The organism is Rhizobium sp. WSM1328, assembly GCF_057653715.1.
Map to the genome: position 1 here is coordinate 1,327,563 of NZ_CM172788.1, position 15,959 is coordinate 1,343,521.

At 60.7% G+C, this 15,959-nt stretch carries 17 protein-coding genes, 3 tRNA genes, 3 pseudogenes and 1 riboswitch; of the genes and pseudogenes, 17 read left to right on the plus strand and 6 right to left on the minus strand.

The window, feature by feature from the left end; translation table 11 throughout:
- Positions 1 to 56 precede the first annotated feature (56 nt).
- The 3 genes and pseudogenes from hupB to AC2444_RS06750 all read left to right on the plus strand — a co-directional run.
- On the plus strand, positions 57 to 332 hold the full coding sequence (gene hupB, locus AC2444_RS06740; RefSeq protein ID WP_003547346.1) for a DNA-binding protein HupB: 276 nt from the start codon (positions 57 to 59) through the stop codon (positions 330 to 332).
- Positions 333 to 454: 122 nt separating this feature from the next.
- Positions 455 to 609: riboswitch (FMN riboswitch) on the plus strand.
- Positions 610 to 691: 82 nt separating this feature from the next.
- Complete coding sequence (gene ribN / locus AC2444_RS06745) at positions 692 to 1,612, plus strand: riboflavin transporter RibN (RefSeq protein ID WP_041935499.1); 921 nt, start codon at positions 692 to 694, stop codon at positions 1,610 to 1,612.
- 73 nt (positions 1,613 to 1,685) lie between these two features.
- Positions 1,686 to 2,855 (plus strand): annotated as a pseudogene (locus AC2444_RS06750) (choice-of-anchor I domain-containing protein); the annotation flags it as partial.
- Positions 2,856 to 2,873: 18 nt separating this feature from the next.
- Here AC2444_RS06750 and AC2444_RS06755 read toward each other — a convergent pair.
- Positions 2,874 to 3,170: pseudogene (locus AC2444_RS06755) on the minus strand (esterase-like activity of phytase family protein); the annotation flags it as partial.
- On the opposite strand from AC2444_RS06755, the pseudogene AC2444_RS06760 reads away from it, so the two are divergent.
- Positions 3,166 to 3,900: pseudogene (locus AC2444_RS06760) on the plus strand (esterase-like activity of phytase family protein); the annotation flags it as partial. The pseudogenes AC2444_RS06755 and AC2444_RS06760 sit on opposite strands and share 5 nt — an antisense overlap.
- Positions 3,901 to 3,974: 74 nt before the next feature.
- On the opposite strand, the gene AC2444_RS06765 reads toward AC2444_RS06760, so the two are convergent.
- The gene (locus tag AC2444_RS06765; protein WP_012756953.1) at positions 3,975 to 4,961 is read right to left on the minus strand and encodes an aldo/keto reductase; all 987 of its coding nucleotides are present in this window, start codon (positions 4,959 to 4,961) and stop codon (positions 3,975 to 3,977) included.
- A 237-nt stretch (positions 4,962 to 5,198) separates the two neighbouring features.
- On the opposite strand from AC2444_RS06765, the gene AC2444_RS06770 reads away from it, so the two are divergent.
- A complete protein-coding gene (locus AC2444_RS06770; RefSeq protein WP_012756954.1) occupies positions 5,199 to 5,600 on the plus strand; it encodes a (R)-mandelonitrile lyase in 402 nt (133 codons plus the stop codon).
- Positions 5,601 to 5,605: 5 nt separating this feature from the next.
- On the opposite strand, the gene AC2444_RS06775 is transcribed toward AC2444_RS06770, so the two are convergent.
- Positions 5,606 to 6,211: a class I SAM-dependent methyltransferase gene (locus tag AC2444_RS06775; protein ID WP_487762902.1), complete on the minus strand. Its 606-nt coding sequence runs from the start codon at positions 6,209 to 6,211 to the stop codon at positions 5,606 to 5,608.
- Positions 6,212 to 6,379: 168 nt separating this feature from the next.
- Here AC2444_RS06775 and AC2444_RS06780 point away from each other — a divergent pair, with 168 nt between their 5' ends.
- Together AC2444_RS06780 and AC2444_RS06785 are read left to right on the plus strand one after the other, a co-directional pair.
- Entirely contained in the window at positions 6,380 to 6,733 is a 354-nt protein-coding gene (locus tag AC2444_RS06780) for a hypothetical protein (RefSeq protein WP_012756955.1), read from the plus strand.
- A gap of 130 nt (positions 6,734 to 6,863) precedes the next feature.
- Complete coding sequence (locus AC2444_RS06785) at positions 6,864 to 7,412, plus strand: glutathione peroxidase (protein ID WP_012756956.1); 549 nt, start codon at positions 6,864 to 6,866, stop codon at positions 7,410 to 7,412.
- 111 nt (positions 7,413 to 7,523) lie between these two features.
- Here the strand turns inward: AC2444_RS06785 and AC2444_RS06790 are convergent, their stop codons facing one another.
- The 3 genes from AC2444_RS06790 to AC2444_RS06800 all read right to left on the minus strand — a co-directional run bounded on the left by AC2444_RS06790 (position 7,524) and on the right by AC2444_RS06800 (position 8,629).
- Positions 7,524 to 7,736, minus strand: coding sequence for a hypothetical protein (locus tag AC2444_RS06790; RefSeq protein WP_012756957.1), 213 nt, complete (start codon positions 7,734 to 7,736; stop codon positions 7,524 to 7,526).
- A gap of 317 nt (positions 7,737 to 8,053) precedes the next feature.
- On the minus strand, positions 8,054 to 8,452 hold the full coding sequence (locus AC2444_RS06795; protein WP_012756958.1) for a hypothetical protein: 399 nt from the start codon (positions 8,450 to 8,452) through the stop codon (positions 8,054 to 8,056).
- A 101-nt stretch (positions 8,453 to 8,553) separates the two neighbouring features.
- Positions 8,554 to 8,629, minus strand: a tRNA-Val gene (locus tag AC2444_RS06800).
- Between the two features lie 403 nt (positions 8,630 to 9,032).
- Between AC2444_RS06800 and AC2444_RS06805 the strand changes: the two genes are divergently transcribed.
- The 10 genes from AC2444_RS06805 (at position 9,033) to AC2444_RS06850 (ending at position 15,786) form a co-directional block, all read left to right on the plus strand.
- Positions 9,033 to 9,109 (plus strand) — tRNA-Asp (locus AC2444_RS06805).
- A gap of 84 nt (positions 9,110 to 9,193) precedes the next feature.
- Positions 9,194 to 9,270 (plus strand) — tRNA-Asp (locus tag AC2444_RS06810).
- A 246-nt stretch (positions 9,271 to 9,516) separates the two neighbouring features.
- Positions 9,517 to 9,882 carry an NADH-quinone oxidoreductase subunit A gene (locus AC2444_RS06815; RefSeq protein ID WP_010055493.1) on the plus strand — a complete coding sequence of 122 codons (366 nt, stop codon included), beginning with the start codon at positions 9,517 to 9,519 and terminating at the stop codon, positions 9,880 to 9,882.
- Positions 9,873 to 10,457 carry a NuoB/complex I 20 kDa subunit family protein gene (locus AC2444_RS06820; protein WP_012756959.1) on the plus strand — a complete coding sequence of 195 codons (585 nt, stop codon included), beginning with the start codon at positions 9,873 to 9,875 and terminating at the stop codon, positions 10,455 to 10,457. Before AC2444_RS06815 ends, AC2444_RS06820 begins: the two co-directional genes overlap by 10 nt.
- Positions 10,458 to 10,475: 18 nt before the next feature.
- Entirely contained in the window at positions 10,476 to 11,078 is a 603-nt protein-coding gene (locus tag AC2444_RS06825; RefSeq protein ID WP_003558447.1) for an NADH-quinone oxidoreductase subunit C, read from the plus strand.
- A gap of 64 nt (positions 11,079 to 11,142) precedes the next feature.
- Positions 11,143 to 12,333 (plus strand): NADH-quinone oxidoreductase subunit D, encoded by a 1,191-nt coding sequence (locus tag AC2444_RS06830; protein ID WP_012756960.1) that lies wholly within the window; start codon positions 11,143 to 11,145, stop codon positions 12,331 to 12,333.
- Positions 12,333 to 12,605, plus strand: a complete 273-nt coding sequence (locus tag AC2444_RS06835; protein ID WP_012756961.1) for a hypothetical protein — start codon at positions 12,333 to 12,335, stop codon at positions 12,603 to 12,605. The genes AC2444_RS06830 and AC2444_RS06835 overlap by 1 nt, the downstream gene beginning before the upstream one ends.
- 16 nt (positions 12,606 to 12,621) lie before the next feature.
- Positions 12,622 to 13,788, plus strand: coding sequence for an NADH-quinone oxidoreductase subunit E (locus AC2444_RS06840; RefSeq protein WP_017993620.1), 1,167 nt, complete (start codon positions 12,622 to 12,624; stop codon positions 13,786 to 13,788).
- A gap of 10 nt (positions 13,789 to 13,798) precedes the next feature.
- The gene (gene nuoF / locus AC2444_RS06845) at positions 13,799 to 15,103 is read left to right on the plus strand and encodes an NADH-quinone oxidoreductase subunit NuoF (protein ID WP_003547378.1); all 1,305 of its coding nucleotides are present in this window, start codon (positions 13,799 to 13,801) and stop codon (positions 15,101 to 15,103) included.
- A 2-nt stretch (positions 15,104 to 15,105) separates the two neighbouring features.
- On the plus strand, positions 15,106 to 15,786 hold the full coding sequence (locus AC2444_RS06850; RefSeq protein WP_012756963.1) for a 5' DNA nuclease: 681 nt from the start codon (positions 15,106 to 15,108) through the stop codon (positions 15,784 to 15,786).
- Positions 15,787 to 15,959 lie beyond the last annotated feature (173 nt).

Genomic DNA, 15,959 nt, shown 5'->3' on the forward strand with positions numbered 1-15,959 from the left:
TTCTGCGCCTAGCTTACTTTTGAGTCGTTTCATACCATTTAGAAAGGGGTGGAAACATGAACAAGAATGAACTCGTGTCCGCAGTAGCCGAAAAGGCAGGACTGACGAAGTCTGACGCGGCTTCCGCTGTTGACGCGGTTTTCGACGTTGTCCAGGCTGAACTCAAGAACAAGGGCGACATTCGCCTCGCGGGTTTCGGCAGCTTCACCGTTTCTCATCGTGCCGCATCGAAGGGCCGTAACCCGTCGACGGGCGCTGAAGTCGACATTCCGGCTCGCAACGTGCCGAAATTCACGCCCGGCAAGGGCCTGAAGGACGCCGTCAACGGCTGATCTGAGATTATCCGCCAGCCGGAAACGAGACCGGTTGTGTAGGATTTGAGAGGGGTTCGGCTTTGCCGGACCCCTTTTGTTTGGGCGGATCTTGCCGTCGCGGGGGCTTTGATCTACGACAGTTCTGTTCTCAGGGCGGGGTGAAACTCCCCACCGGCGGTAAGGGTTTCGGCCTGAGCCCGCGAGCGCCTTCTTTCGCGCCCATGCGGAGGAGGGGTCAGCAGATCCGGTGTGATTCCGGAGCCGACGGTTAAAGTCCGGATGGAAGAGAATGAGTGTCGGCCACGCGGAGGGCAGGGTTGCCCTGTGTCGCTTGGTCGTGGCTCATGCGTCCTGATTTATGTTGGTCCCTGTTTTGGATGAAAGACATGAATCAGACTTCTGTTGCCGTCGAGCCGTCCCGCGCCGTTGTCGGTGCCATCTGGATGGTCCTTGCCGGCATTGCCTTTTCGCTTCTCAACGTCGTCACCCAATGGCTGACGATGAAGCTTGCCTTTCCCTCGGCGTCCGCAGCCTTCTGGCAATATGGCTTCGCCTTCCTGTTTTCGCTGCCGTTCCTGAAGAGGCGCGGCCTTGCGGCGATGCGCACGCACTATCCTTGGCGTCACCTCGCGCGCGTCGCGCTTGCCGCGCTCGGCGTCGAGGCCTGGGTCGCCGGCCTTGCCACGGTGCCGATCTGGCAGGCGATCGCACTGGTGATGACCTCGCCCTTCTTCATCATTCTGGGCGCCCGGCTTTTCCTCGGGGAGCGCGTGGGCCCGGCCCGCTGGGCCGCGACGGCAGCGGGTTTCACCGGAGCGATGATCATTCTGCAGCCATGGTCTGATGGTTTTGGCTGGGCGGCTCTCTTGCCTGTGCTTTCGGCGCTGCTGTGGGGCGCCTCGTCGCTGATCACCAAGAGCCTGACAGGCATCGAACGGCCAGAGACGATCACCGTCTGGCTGCTCGTTCTGCTGACGCCGATAAATGGCGGGCTGGCGCTTGCGGCAGGCTTTGCAGTGCCGACGGGCGCAACCCTTGCCCTGTTCCTGCTGGCGGGGCTGCTGACCGCGGTAGCGCAGTATTTCCTGACGCTAGCCTATGCCGCAGCGGATGCCGCCTATGTCCAGCCGTTCGACGATCTGAAGCTGCCGTTGAACGTGCTGGCCGGTTGGCTGTTCTTCGGTTATGCGCCGGCGGGTTATCTCTGGCTGGGAGCGGCTCTCATCTTGTCTGCTTCGCTGTTCATCATGCGAAACGAGATGCGCCGGGAGCGCAAACCAGAGCCTGACATGATCTGACGCAAAATGCCGCATCTGTCATGCCTCTGTCATGCCGCTCGCGCAGAAAACTCATGTTTCGAATGTTCGACACATGGGGGATTTCATGACAATTTCATCGCGCAAGGCAGCGCTCGCTGCCGTGCTTCTCGCATCCGTCGCCTTTCCGGCCGCGGCCGAGCCGGTTTTCAACCGCATCGCTTCCTTCCCGGTCGCAGAGAACCTGCCTGTTGATAAGGACAAGCTTTCGGTGAGCTCCGCCGAGATCATCACCGCGACCGAAGACGGCAACACGCTGATCTATAGCGACAGCCCGCTCGGCGCGATCGGCTTTATCGACATTACCGATGCCAAGGCCCCGAAGGCCGGCGGCGCGCTGATGATGGACGGCGAGCCGACATCGGTCACCTGGAGCGCCGGCAAGGCACTGGTTGCCGTCAACACCTCCGAAAGCAAGGCCAAGCCCTCGGGCCGTCTCGCGATCGTCGACGTGGCGACCAGAAGATCGAAAACACCTGCGATCTCGGTGGTCAGCCGGATTCGATCGCCCTCAACAAGGACAAGACGCTAGGCACCATCGCAATCGAAAATGAACGCGACGAAGACATCAATGACGGCAAGATCCCGCAGATGCCGGCCGGCGATCTCGTCGTCTTCCAGGTCAAGAACGGCACCGTCGATTGCGGCACTATCAAGCACGTGACGCTGGCCGGGCTTACCGGCGTCGCCCCTGAAGATCCGGAGCCGGAATTCGTCGCCTTCAACAGCCTGAACGAGATTGCCCTGACGCTGCAGGAAAACAACGAGATCGTCATCATCGACGCCAACACGGCTGAAGTGAAGACGCATTTCTCCGCCGGCAGCGTCGATCTCACCGGCATCGACACCAAGCGTGACGGCGCCCTGAAATTCTCGGGCGAAGCCAAGGGCGTGCCGCGCGAGCCCGATGCCGTGAAGTGGCTTGACGACAACCGCCTCGTCGTCGCCAATGAAGGCGACTACCAGGGCGGCTCGCGCGGCTTCACCATTTTCGACAGGACGGGCAAGCTTCTCTACGAATCGGGCGCATCCTTCGAACGCGCCGTCGCCCATATCGGCCACTATCCGGAAAGCCGTTCGGGATCGAAGGGCGTCGAGCCGGAAGGCCTCGAAGCCGCCAAGTTCGGCGACGACAAGTATTTCTTCCTGCTCGCCGAACGTGCCTCGGTCGTCGGCGTCTATAAGGATACCGGCGCCGATCCCGAACTCGTCCAGCTGCTGCTCGCAGCCGACGATCTACACGATCGACGCCAGCAAGAAGCCGGCCGTCGCCCAGAACGCTGTCGCTGACGGCGTAGAGCATGCCTGGCTTGCCCGGAACGGCGGCGAGACCCGAAAGGGCAGCAAAGCCGATCGGATTGCCATCCTTCTCGGCGGAGACGATCTGCGGATAGGCCTTCTCGCCTTCCGAACGCTCGTAGATCATCACATGCGAGCGCGTGCCGCCGTCCTTGCCGAGATCGAGCTCGTTGGCGGTCGCAAGAAGATTGCGGGCGGGAATGGCGATCGCGCCTTCCGGCGAAATGCCTGATGGCAGCATCACCGACGCCCTCGTCGTCAAGCGTGACGGTGCCCCGGCTCAGAAGCTCGACATCGAAGGCATCGCGGCTGCCGCCGATGGCTCCTTCTGGCTCGCCTCGGAAGGCTACAGCGAGCGTCTCGTCCCGCACGCCCTCTACAACGTCAATGCCAAGGGCGACATCAAGGCCGAGATCGCGCTGCCGAAGGAGCTCGTCGCCAACGAAATCCGCTACGGCTTCGAAGGCGTGGCCATTGTCGGCACCGGCGACGACACCACGCTTTGGATGGCGGTCCAGCGCGAGTGGAGCGACGACGAGAAGGGCTTCGTCAAGCTCGTCTCCTACAATCCGAAGAAGAAGGAATGGGGTGCCGTTCGCTATCCGCTCGACAAGACGGAAAGCGGCTGGGTCGGTCTGTCGGAAATTTCGGCCGAGGGCGACAGCGTCTACATCATCGAGCGCGACAACCTCGTCGGCGATGCCGCCAGGCTGAAGAAGCTCTACAAGGTCGCGATATCAGAGCTGAAGCCCGCCAAGCTCGGCGGTGAGCTGCCGGTCGTCAAGAAGACCGAAGCCCACGACTTCCTCGGCGAGCTGAAGTCTGCCACCAACGGCTATGTGTTGGACAAGCTCGAAGGCTTCACCTTCGACGCATCGGGCAAGCCCTACGCGGTCACCGACAATGACGGCGTCAGCGACTCCTCCGGCGAGACCCTGTTCTTCCCGGTCGACCTGGTCGGCACGAACTGAGCTTCTGACGGTTCCACCACATGAAAATGGCCGGGTAAAACCCGGCCATTTTTTCGTTTCGGAGTATTGGATTCCTACCAGCGCTGATGCACATGCGGCGCGATCAGCCGCTCGTAGATCTCGCGCGTTGCGGCCATGACATCGGCCGAAAGCGGCGCAAGGTCGGCGGCGGCCGCGTTGGCCTTGGCCTGCTCGGCATTGCGGGCGCCGGGGATGACGACGGTGACGGCGTCGCTCATCAGGATCCAGCGGAGCGCGAAGGCAGCCATGGTCGCGCCCTCGGGCACCAGCTTGCGCACCTCTTCCACCGCCTGCAGGCCGACCTCGAAGGGAACGCCGGCAAAGGTCTCGCCGACATCGAAGGCTTCGCCGTTGCGGTTGAAATTGCGGTGGTCGTCGCTGGCAAAATGTGTGTCCCGGGTGATCTTGCCGGAGAGAAGACCGCTTGCGAGCGGCACACGGGCGATGATCGCCACATTGCTGCGGCGTGCTTCCTGGAAGAACAGATGGTCGGGGCGCTGGCGGAAGATGTTGTAGATGATCTGGATGCTGACGACGCCGGGATATTCGATTGCCTTCAGCCCGTCTTCGACCTTTTCGACGCTGACGCCGTAACCCTTGATCTTGCCGGCCTTCTGCAGCGCGTTCAGGCCCTCGAAGATCTCCGGCCGGTAAAGCGCGTCGCGCGGCGGGCAGTGGAGCTGCACGAGGTCGAGGCTGTCGACGGCAAGATTCGTCAGGCTGCGGTCGATAAAGCCTTCGAGATTAGCCTTTGTGTAGCCTTCGGCGACATGCGGGTTGAGGCGGCGGCCGACCTTGGTGGCGACCATCGGCCGTTCACCGCCACGCGTCTTCAGCACGTCGGCGATGATCTTTTCCGAGCGGCCGTCGCCATAGACATCGGCCGTATCGATGAATGTCATGCCGGCATCGAGCGCGGCATTCAACGCCGCGCGTCCGTCCGCCTCGCTGATATCGCCCCAGGAGCCGCCGATCTGCCAGGCCCCGAAGCCGACATTGGTGACGGTGAAAGGCATGCGGCCAAAAGCATGGTGTTTCATGAAAAATCCTCCCTACAGCATGTCGCCCGGAAGTGTGTGGGGACAACGACATGCATAAAAACAAAGAGCCAAAGCGCGTCGGATGATTCAAGCAAGATGCGACGCACTGATGAAAGACAATGGCACTATCAGCCGGGTGACTTTGCGGCAATTGTCGATCCGGCTTTGATTGGTCGCCTCGATGAAATAACGTCGCGATATAAGGCTTCAACCGCAATGGATGGAAAAGGACAGATCATGGAGATCAAACCCGCCGGCTCTCGCCCCTCGACGAAGCCACCGGCCGATTATTTCACCGGCGCCGTTCGCCAGGATCCGCTGATGGAAACGCCGGCGCCGGCACGGGCGAGGGCGGTCTCCGTCACCTTCGAACCCGGCGCCCGCACGGCCTGGCATACGCACCCGCTCGGCCAGACGCTGATCGTGACATCAGGCAAGGGCCTCGCCCAGAGTTGGGGTGGGGACATCCGCGAGATCCGCGCCGGCGATACCGTCTGGTTCGCGCCGGGCGAAAAACACTGGCACGGTGCTGCCCCGGATACGGCGATGACGCATATCGCCATCCATGAAGCGCTGGACGGCAGCCACGTCGACTGGATGGAAAAGGTCAGCGACGAGCAATATTCCGGTAAAATTTGAGCTGATCAGAGTCGCTTCAGGCAATAGGAAAAATGCGCGTGCGATTCGACCGTCAGGAACTCGAATTGCCAGCCGTAATCCTTGCAGAACTTGGTGACCGCCTCGACGACGCCGTAGACGATCGGCTTGACCGTATTGCCGGTGCAGAAATCATGCCCGGCAATGCGCCCCGTCCGCTTCACTTCCTTTTCGCAGAGCAGCAGTTCCTGCCAGGTGAGCTCGAAGGAATGATCGGTATCGATATAGGCCCAGTCGAGGAAATCGTCCTCGAATTCGGCAAGCTTTTCGAGTGAGGTCCCTTGCATCAGGTGCAGCCGGCCGGCCTCGATCTCGGCCGCGAAATTCGTGTGGATCGAGTCGAGCCCGGAGCTGTAGCGATCCATCGACCAGGGATCGATGAGGTAGAGTTGCGCCGGGCGGTTCTTTTCCAGGATCTCCGCCGTATATTCGCCGAAGGCTGCTCCCACCTCGACGCCGATGCCGCCGTTCGGAATCCGATAGAGCAGCTCGCCGCGATCCGGCAGCAGACGGGCATTTTCCATGTGGTGGGCGCTGAGCGGGGTGCGCGGCATGCTCGCCCGGAGCGCCTGCCTTTCTTCACGTGTCTTCATCTCTGATCTCGGGATTGCGGGCGACTGACGGCGGCCCTGATGCGGTTTGACGGGAAGGTAGGAGCAGCCGGCACCGATGACAACCGCATGACAGGAATTTGCTTCTTTCGAACAAACCGCTAAGTTCCATCTGTGAACTGACGAAAAAGCCTCGGGAGGAGCGATTTCATGAAACGCATGTGGCCTGAAGAATTCAACGCCATCATCAGCGGAGCTGAGGAGGTGATGTTGGAAACACCAGCCGAGGCCGGCGAAGCGCCGCTGCAGCGCAAGGCGCTGAAGGCGCGAATCACCATGCAGGATTACGAGCGGATCTGGCCGCTCGCCGAAATGCGCTTCCGGCTTGGCGAAAGAGATGGCAAGGCCGTCACGCTGATCACCACCAATCCCCATTACCACGCCTGGCACCCGAAGGACGGCGGCAGCGTCGATTCCGTGTCGGACAGCGGCCGCCATTACAAGACGGATTATCTCGTCGTGCACTTCCTGCTCGATGACGTGAAGGAAACATCCCCCGCTTGATGTTGCTCAGATCCGGTGCCGGCCACGGCACCGGTCTTCTGTTGACGCCGAGTTGATCCCGCCGCTGATGACAACGGCGGCGATATCGCTAAGTTTGGCGAACCATATCCTTACGAAATTGGAGGTTCCCGTGACGGGCAATGTGCTGGATATCCCGGTCAAGACTGTGGATGGTCGTGAGACCGCGCTCAACGAATACAAGGGCAGAGTGCTCTTGGTCGTCAATGTCGCCTCGAAATGTGGGCTGACCGTCCAATATGAGGGGTTGGAAAAACTCTATGGGGAAAAGCGCGAGCGCGGCTTTGTCATCGCTGCCTTTCCCGCCAATGACTTCAAGGGCCAGGAGCCCGGCACCGACGCCGAGATCCTCGATTTCTGCACCAGCACCTACGACGTCACCTTCCCGATCTTCTCGAAGATCTCGGTCAAGGGCGAGGCCCAGCACCCGCTTTACCGGCAACTGACCAAGTCGGGCGTGAAGACGACGGGTGACGGACCAATGCGCGAACGCTTGAAATCCCATGGGCTGACCGGCGGAGATGAGGAAGACATCCTCTGGAACTTCGAAAAATTCCTGATCGGCCGCGACGGCAAAGTCGCCGCCCGATTCGCGCCGGATGTGACGGCGGATGATTCGCGGCTGGTTTCCGCTGTGGATAAAGAACTCGCGAAGGCATGAATGGAGGGCGATGAGCACCCACCGGACAGCGGGATGCTCATCGCCCCGATCACGCTCTCACATCTCAGTCGGAGAAAACGAGAAAGCGCATCCGGCGCCGTTCCAAGATCCTCAGATCCCAAGCACGGTCACAAGCGGGGGCGTAAAGTCCTTGAAGCCCACTCTCGGCCAGTCACACCTCTTGTCGAATTTCGTCTTTGGTTCGTGGCGCTGACATTGCGGATTCGTCTTGAATGCATATCCGGGCAGGGTGACGTATGTGGCGCTTGGCGCGCCAAGGGCAATCGCGATGCACAGCATCAATGCGGAGCGCAGGGTCCTCATGGCACACCTCCAGGCGTGATGAACCTTCAAGCGCGGAGACTTTCCGGGCCGCGAATATTCCCACTTTTGCCGGCCCCTATCCATTCGCCCAATAGGAGGTGGCGCGGCGGCCGGGAGTAGTCCGTTTTGGTAGAGCGCTGGCTTTTCAGGCGGCGGGCCGCATCTGAACTTGCCGGCGTGACGCCTTGCTGCGCTGGAACGTGTTGCCGAACGCTGCCTCGAATTCGTGGTCGACAGTCTCTGCAGATGTAGGTGAACGTGTGGGAGCCAACCCTGTCGCGAGGCCTCGTAGGAGGCGACGCATAGCGATCACGATGTCACATCTGCGTCAGAGAAAATGAGAAGGCGCATCGGGCGCCGCTCATAAATGAAACGCGGTTTTGGAAAAACGAAAACGTATATTCATCGCCGCTTTGACCGCTGTCTTTGAAAGACGCGGGGAATCGGCTGATTGTGCTTAAGACGCCGCGCTGGCTGGTTTTCTTGATTTCCAGGCTGCAGGCTGAATTGTCGGCATCGACCGAAAAATTAATCGGCAGATCTGACGGCATTCTCAGGAGATAGGTCCTGGCTTCACGCGCCGGGGTTTCTCCCGAGGTCGTGATCGTCTGGTTTGCGGCAGACAGGAAAACCTCTAGCGCCGGCTCTCTGGCAATGCACGGTGGCGCAGCCACGCTGGCGAGAAGCAGCGCAGAGATGATCGCAACGGTTTTCATGAGGTGTCTCCTGACGAAACACCTTGCGCAGATCGTGACCGGATTAGCGAGCTAATTCGGGAGCCTAAGTCTGATGAACAAGCAGCAGGAAGGTTTGGAAATGGTGGGCGATGACGGACTCGAACCGCCGACATCCTCGGTGTAAACGAGGCGCTCTACCAACTGAGCTAATCGCCCATCGCAAACGAAGCCGGATCGGCCTGCCGCGTTGGTGGCCGTGATCTATGCGGATCGCGGCAAAACCGCAAGAGTGTTTGTGAAGATTTTCTGATTTTTTTTGGTGGTGTCCCGCGTCTTGCAATGCCGCTCAGGTTCGGCTCGGCTGTGGAAAAGTGAGGGGAGGGTGGCGAGCATCTTCGTTTCGAAGGCGCTGCGTCTGCGCCTGAGCATCGCTGCAGAAGACGGAAGTGCCGGCTTTTGTTCGTCTGGCACCCAACCCGCCGAAACAATTCGCGAACTGTCATGGTTTTGTCTCCAAACCTGCTTGACACTAAAAGGCGAACCCCGTAGTTAGCCGCTCATCGAAACGGGCAGCCGTTTTGGAGGGGTGCGAAGGCATCCGGACTGCTTGAAATGAATTGCGGGTGTAGCTCAGTTGGTTAGAGTGCCGGCCTGTCACGCCGGAGGTCGCGGGTTCGAGCCCCGTCACTCGCGCCATTTCAAGTCTTGTAAAACGCAAATGCGATTTGTCGTTTGTCCGGTTGTCTTTATCCTCGCGGCCGCAAAATGGCCGATCAATGCGCGGGTGTAGCTCAGTCGGTTAGAGTGCCGGCCTGTCACGCCGGAGGTCGCGGGTTCGAGCCCCGTCACTCGCGCCATTTCTTCCGAAAGCCATGCAGTTTCCAATGGTCAGGCATGCAGGTTCAAACGGCTTGCACGGATTTGTCGCGACATCGTTGCATCTGCTTGATAATGTCCGCGCGACACGCGTCGAATTGCCTCTGTAAAAGTCTTGCGCCGGGGCCTCGGCTGCGCTAACCACGGCTTGTTGCAACGCACGTTCGCTTGCCGGGCATTTGCCCAAATGCGCCGCCTGGCGTCACCGGCAAGCAGGGATGAACATGATGACTGAACTGCTCAGTTCTTATATTCCGATCGCTATCTTCATTGCTATTGCGCTCGTCATCGGCCTGGCGCTGCTCATCGCGCCGTTCGCCGTGGCTTTCAAAGCGCCTGATTCGGAAAAGCTCTCGGCTTACGAATGCGGCTTCAACGCTTTCGATGACGCCCGCATGAAGTTCGACATCCGCTTTTACCTCGTGTCGATTCTCTTCATCATCTTCGATCTCGAAGTCGCCTTCCTCTTTCCCTGGGCCGTGTCTTTCGGTGCCATCGGCTGGTTCGGCTTCTGGTCAATGATGGTCTTCCTTCTCGTGCTGACCATCGGCTTTATCTATGAATGGAAGAAGGGAGCCCTGGAATGGGAGTAGCCCCTGTGAGCAATCAGCCGCTCGTCGCCCAGCAGCCGAAGGGGATCATCGATCCCTCGACCGGCAAGCCGGTCGGCAGCAACGACCCATTTTTCGGTGAGATCAACAACGAGCTCGCCGACAAGGGTTTTCTCGTCACCTCGACCGACGAACTGATCAACTGGGCCCGCACCGGCTCGCTGATGTGGATGACCTTCGGGCTTGCCTGCTGCGCCGTCGAAATGATGCAGCTGTCCATGCCGCGTTATGACGTCGAGCGCTTCGGTTTTGCGCCGCGCGCCTCGCCGCGCCAGTCCGACGTGATGATCGTCGCCGGCACGCTGACCAACAAGATGGCGCCGGCGCTGCGCAAGGTCTACGACCAGATGCCCGAGCCGCGTTATGTCATCTCGATGGGCTCCTGCGCCAATGGCGGCGGCTATTATCACTATTCCTATTCGGTGGTGCGCGGCTGTGACCGCATCGTGCCGATCGACATCTACGTGCCGGGCTGTCCCCCCACGGCAGAGGCGCTGCTTTACGGCGTGCTTCTGCTGCAGAAGAAGATCCGTCGTACCGGCACGATCGAACGCTAAGGGTTAAGGACAAGGCATATGAGTGAAGCCCTGACTGAGCTTGCGTCCTACCTTGGCGAAGCGCGCGGCAACCTGATCGCCGCATCGCAGATGAAGTATGGCGAACTGACGCTGACGACGACGGGTGAAAACCTGGTCGCACTTCTGACCTTCCTGCGCGACGACGCCAAATGCGGTTTCGTCAACCTGATCGATATTTGCGGCGTCGACTGGCCGCAGCGCGAGCTGCGTTTCGATGTCGTCTACCACCTGCTGTCGCCGAAGAAGAACCTGCGTATCCGCGTCAAGGTCGCAACGGATGAAGATACGCCGGTCCCGTCGGCCTGCCCCGTCTATCCGGGCGCCGACTGGTTCGAGCGCGAGACCTGGGACATGTACGGCGTGCTCTTCACCGGCCATCCGGACCTGCGTCGCATCCTGACCGACTACGGCTTCGAAGGTCATCCGCTGCGCAAGGATTTCCCGACCACCGGCTTCGTTGAAGTGCGCTACGACGACGCGGCAAAGCGCGTCGTCTACGAGCCGGTCGAGCTGAAGCAGGAATTCCGCAACTTCGACTTTATGTCGCCATGGGAAGGCACGGAGTATGTGCTGCCGGGCGACGAAAAAGCGAAGCAATAATTCAAGGTGGTTGGTGGGCTTAGCCCGCCATTCACTAGTTATCTGAGAACGCGAGCCCATCGCCATGACAGAACATAACGTCCGCAACTTCAATATCAATTTCGGACCGCAGCATCCGGCGGCGCACGGCGTTCTTCGTCTTGTCCTGGAGCTTGACGGCGAAATTGTGGAGCGTGTCGATCCGCATATCGGCCTTTTGCATCGCGGCACCGAGAAGCTGATCGAGACCAAGACCTATCTTCAGGCCGTGCCCTATTTCGATCGCCTCGACTACGTCGCACCGATGAACCAGGAACATGCCTATGCGATGGCCGTCGAAAAGCTGCTCGGCATCGAGATCCCGATTCGCGGCCAGCTGATCCGTGTTCTCTATTCGGAAATCGGCCGCATCCTGTCGCACCTTCTGAACGTCACGACGCAGGCCATGGACGTCGGCGCGCTGACGCCGCCGCTCTGGGGCTTCGAAGAGCGTGAAAAGCTGATGGTGTTCTACGAGCGCGCCAGCGGCTCGCGCATGCATGCCGCTTATATCCGTCCGGGCGGCGTCCACCAGGATCTGCCCGAACAGCTCGTGCAGGATATCGGCGCCTGGTGCGATCCGTTCCTGAAGGCGCTCGATGACATCGACAACCTGTTGACCGGCAACCGCATCTTCAAGCAGCGCAACGTCGATATCGGCGTCGTCTCGCTGGAGGAATGCTGGGCTTGGGGCTTCTCCGGCGTCATGGTGCGCGGTTCGGGTGCGGCCTGGGATCTGCGTCGCGCCCAGCCCTATGAATGTTATTCCGATCTCGAATTCGATATCCCGATCGGCAAGAATGGCGACAACTACGACCGTTATCTGATCCGCATGATCGAGATGCGCGAATCGGTCCGCATCATGAAGCAATGCGTCAACCGCCTGCTCTCGGATGCCAGGACCGGTCCTTTCTCGTCGATCGACGGCAAGGTCGTGCCGCCGAAGCGCGGCGAGATGAAGCGCTCGATGGAAGCGCTGATCCACCACTTCAAGCTCTATACCGAAGGCTACCATGTGCCGGCCGGCGAGGTTTACGCCGCCGTCGAGGCGCCGAAGGGCGAATTCGGTGTCTATCTCGTCTCCGACGGCACCAACAAGCCCTATCGCTGCAAGATCCGCGCGCCCGGTTATGCCCATCTGCAGGCGATGGACTTCATGTGCCGCGGCCACCAGCTTGCCGACGTCGCGGCCGTCCTCGGCTCGCTCGACATCGTCTTCGGCGAGGTGGATCGCTGATGCAGCTTCTGCCGCTGGCCGTCGTTATCCTTCTTTCGGCATCCGGGGTTTCGGCTCAGGAATCCGATAGCCTCGGCACGCCGCTCGGCCATAAGGAAGAGACGCCGCCGGCGCAGCAATCGTCCATGGGTGAGCTTTTGTCCAAGGGCTATCAGATCAAGGCTGCCATTCCGAACGGCAGCAAATTCGTAGTGTTTATGCAAAAAGACCAGTCGGCCTATGCCTGCGAAATGCAGTCTTTGACCGCTTCGCGGTGTGGAACCTTAAACTGACAAGGCGTGAGAAAGAATGTCCGTTCGTCGATTAGCCGAAGATCAATTTCAGCCTGCCGCATTCGCCTTCAGCGATGAGAATGCGGTCTGGGCGGACAAGACGATCCAGAAATACCCCGCCGGCCGCCAGCAATCGGCGGTCATTCCGCTGTTGATGCGGGCGCAGGAGCAGGACGGCTGGGTCACGCGCGCGGCGATCGAAAAGATCGCCGACATGCTTGATATGGCCTATATCCGCGTGCTCGAGGTCGCGACCTTCTATACGCAGTTCCAGCTGCATCCGGTTGGTACCCGCGCCCATGTCCAGGTCTGCGGTACGACGCCCTGCATGCTGCGCGGCTCGGAAGCGCTGATGTCGGTCTGCAAGAGCAAGATCCATGCCCATGCCTTCGAGCGCAATGCCGAAGGCACGCTATCCTGGGAAGAGGTCGAATGTCTCGGGGCCTGCGTCAACGCCCCGATGGTGATGATCGGCAAGGACACCTATGAAGACCTGACGCCCGCGCGTCTCGAAGAGATCATCGACGTCTTTGCCGCCGGCAATGGCGCCAGCATCAAGCCCGGCACCCAGATCGACCGGGTGTTTTCGGCGCCCGAAGGCGGCCTGACCTCGCTGACGACGGAAGAGCCGAAGGCAAGGACCCGCGCCAAGAAGGCCGATGCCGAAACCGTATCGGCTCCAGTCGACGCCGCGCCGGTTCCTCCCTCCGAGGCCGCCCGCCCGAAGAGCACCGATGCCGAGACCAATGCTGCCCTGAAGACTCCGGCGACGGCGCCGAAGGCGGCTGCGAAAAACGCAAAGGCAGCCGAGCAGCAGCCGATATCAGGCACGGCGGCTGCCGAACCGGCGCCGAAAGCTGCCGTCAAGGCTGAAGCCGCCTCGGCGGAAAAGCCTGCTCTGACCGACAAGAATCGGCCGGCCGGCATCGAAAAGCCCGCCGCACCTGATGATCTGAAGATGATCTCGGGTGTCGGCCCGAAGATCGAGGCGACGTTGAACGAAATCGGCATCTTCACCTTCGCGCAGGTCGCAGGCTGGAAGAAGGCCGAACGCGAATGGGTCGATGGCTATTTGAATTTCCGCGGCCGCATCGAACGCGATGACTGGGTCAAGCAGGCCAAGGCGCTCGCCAAGGGCGGGGAAGCGGAATATATCAAGGTCTTCGGCAAGAAGCCGCGGTAAGAGGTGAAGCATGTTACAAGATAAAGACCGCATCTTTACCAACATCTACGGCCTCAAGGACAAATCCCTGAAGGGCGCGATGAGTCGCGGCCACTGGGACGGCACCAAGCAGATCCTCGAAAAGGGCCGCGACTGGATCATCAATGAGATGAAGGCGTCAGGCCTTCGCGGTCGTGGTGGCGCCGGTTTCCCGACCGGCCTCAAATGGTCCTTCATGCCGAAGGAAAGCGACGGCCGGCCGCATTATCTCGTCGTCAACGCCGACGAATCCGAGCCTGGCACCTGCAAAGACCGCGACATCATGCGCCACGATCCGCATACGCTGATCGAAGGCTGCGTCATCGCGAGTTTCGCGATGGGCGCCAATGCGGCTTACATCTACGTGCGCGGCGAATATATCCGCGAGCGCGAAGCGCTGCAGGCGGCGATCGACGAATGCTATGATTATGGCCTGCTCGGCAAGAACAACAAGCTCGGCTGGGACATGGATATCTTCGTCCATCACGGCGCCGGCGCCTATATTTGCGGCGAGGAAACCGCGCTGCTCGAAAGCCTTGAAGGCAAGAAGGGCCAGCCGCGTCTGAAGCCGCCGTTCCCGGCCAATATGGGCCTCTACGGCTGCCCGACGACGGTCAACAACGTCGAATCGATCGCTGTTGCGCCGACCATCCTGCGCCGCGGCGCCGGCTGGTTCTCGGCCATCGGCCGTCCGAACAATGTCGGCACCAAGCTGTTCATGCTCTCCGGCCACGTCAACAAGCCGTGCACGGTTGAAGAGGAAATGGGCATCACCTTCCGCGAACTGGTCGACCGCCATGCCGGCGGCATTCGCGGCGGCTGGGACAACCTGCTTGCCGTCATTCCAGGCGGGGCATCCTGCCCGATCGTTCCGGCCAAGGACATCATCGATTGCCCGATGGATTTCGACGGCCTGCGCGGCGTCGGCTCTTCCTTCGGTACGGCCGCCGCGATAGTCATGGACAAGTCCACCGACGTCATCAAGGCGATCGCCCGTATCTCCGCCTTCTTCAAGCATGAGAGCTGCGGCCAGTGCACGCCCTGCCGCGAAGGCACGGGCTGGATGTGGCGTGTGATGGAGCGCATGGCCAAGGGCAATGCCCAGAAGCGCGAAATCGACATGCTGTTCCAGGTGACGAAGCAGATCGAAGGCCACACCATTTGTGCGCTCGGCGATGCCGCGGCATGGCCGGTGCAGGGTCTGATCCGTAACTTCCGTCCCGAGATCGAAAAGCGCATCGACCAGTATACGGCGAGCGCGCTTGATCACGGTGCGGTTCTGGAGGCGGCTGAATAATCATGGCGGACAACGCATCCAAGAGTGGGAAGAAGGAAGAAGTCGCCGATTTCGCGGCCGGTTTCGGCCGTCTTGCCGCCGAGATGCTGGAAAATGCACGGGCGATGCCGGTGCATCCGCTGATGGCGCAGCCCGCGGCAGCCTTTGCCGCCGCAACGGCGATCGGCTTTGGTTTCTCGACCCAGATGGCCGGCGCTTTCTTCGGTGCCTGGCAGAGCGCCCTGGAAACGACCGGCAAGGTCGCCGCCGCCCTCGATGACACGCCGCCGGACGAACTGAAGCCCGATGTCGATATCCGGCCGGAGAATATTCGCTCGGAGGTCAAGGCTTTCACCAAGCCGCGGGCCGACAAGAAGGCAAGGCCGACATTGACTGTCGTCAAGCCGGTCAGCGAGTCGATCCCACCCAGCCAAACGAAGGCCAGCCAGCCAAAGCCGGCGGTGAAGGCAAAACCGGTTGCGCGGGGGAAGGCCGACGATCTCAAGCTGATTGCCGGCATCGGCCCGAAGCTGGAGCAGGTGCTGAACGCCAAGGGCGTTCGCAGCTTTGCCGAGATCGCTGCCTGGACCGACGAGGAAATCGCCCGGTTCGACGCTGAACTCGGCTTCAACGGCCGCATCGGCCGTGACGACTGGACCGGCCAGGCGAAAGTTCTGGCGGGGCGGAGCCGCAGAAAGAAATGAACTATCCGGCCGTGTCGATCGGCCGGAAAGATGGGCAGGTCGGCGGACGGGCGGGGGCCTGAAGATGCCGGTGCGGGTTCCGGATCTGGAATGCGCGACAGAGAATTTGGGCGACATCAGATGTCGGCAGGACGAAAGATCCGGCTTGGCAATGAGAGTGTTGCAAAAATAGG

Coding starts and splice junctions, on each gene's coding strand:
- hupB (WP_003547346.1), top strand. CDS start 57: ATGAACAAGAATGAACTCGTGTCCGCAGTAGCCGAAAAGGCAGGACTG.
- ribN (WP_041935499.1), top strand. CDS start 692: ATGAAAGACATGAATCAGACTTCTGTTGCCGTCGAGCCGTCCCGCGCC.
- AC2444_RS06765 (WP_012756953.1), bottom strand. CDS start 4,961: ATGAAACACCATGCTTTTGGCCGCATGCCTTTCACCGTCACCAATGTC.
- AC2444_RS06770 (WP_012756954.1), top strand. CDS start 5,199: ATGGAGATCAAACCCGCCGGCTCTCGCCCCTCGACGAAGCCACCGGCC.
- AC2444_RS06775 (WP_487762902.1), bottom strand. CDS start 6,211: ATGAAGACACGTGAAGAAAGGCAGGCGCTCCGGGCGAGCATGCCGCGC.
- AC2444_RS06780 (WP_012756955.1), top strand. CDS start 6,380: ATGAAACGCATGTGGCCTGAAGAATTCAACGCCATCATCAGCGGAGCT.
- AC2444_RS06790 (WP_012756957.1), bottom strand. CDS start 7,736: ATGAGGACCCTGCGCTCCGCATTGATGCTGTGCATCGCGATTGCCCTT.
- AC2444_RS06795 (WP_012756958.1), bottom strand. CDS start 8,452: ATGAAAACCGTTGCGATCATCTCTGCGCTGCTTCTCGCCAGCGTGGCT.
- AC2444_RS06815 (WP_010055493.1), top strand. CDS start 9,517: ATGACTGAACTGCTCAGTTCTTATATTCCGATCGCTATCTTCATTGCT.
- AC2444_RS06820 (WP_012756959.1), top strand. CDS start 9,873: ATGGGAGTAGCCCCTGTGAGCAATCAGCCGCTCGTCGCCCAGCAGCCG.
- AC2444_RS06825 (WP_003558447.1), top strand. CDS start 10,476: ATGAGTGAAGCCCTGACTGAGCTTGCGTCCTACCTTGGCGAAGCGCGC.
- AC2444_RS06830 (WP_012756960.1), top strand. CDS start 11,143: ATGACAGAACATAACGTCCGCAACTTCAATATCAATTTCGGACCGCAG.
- AC2444_RS06835 (WP_012756961.1), top strand. CDS start 12,333: ATGCAGCTTCTGCCGCTGGCCGTCGTTATCCTTCTTTCGGCATCCGGG.
- AC2444_RS06840 (WP_017993620.1), top strand. CDS start 12,622: ATGTCCGTTCGTCGATTAGCCGAAGATCAATTTCAGCCTGCCGCATTC.
- nuoF (WP_003547378.1), top strand. CDS start 13,799: ATGTTACAAGATAAAGACCGCATCTTTACCAACATCTACGGCCTCAAG.
- AC2444_RS06850 (WP_012756963.1), top strand. CDS start 15,106: ATGGCGGACAACGCATCCAAGAGTGGGAAGAAGGAAGAAGTCGCCGAT.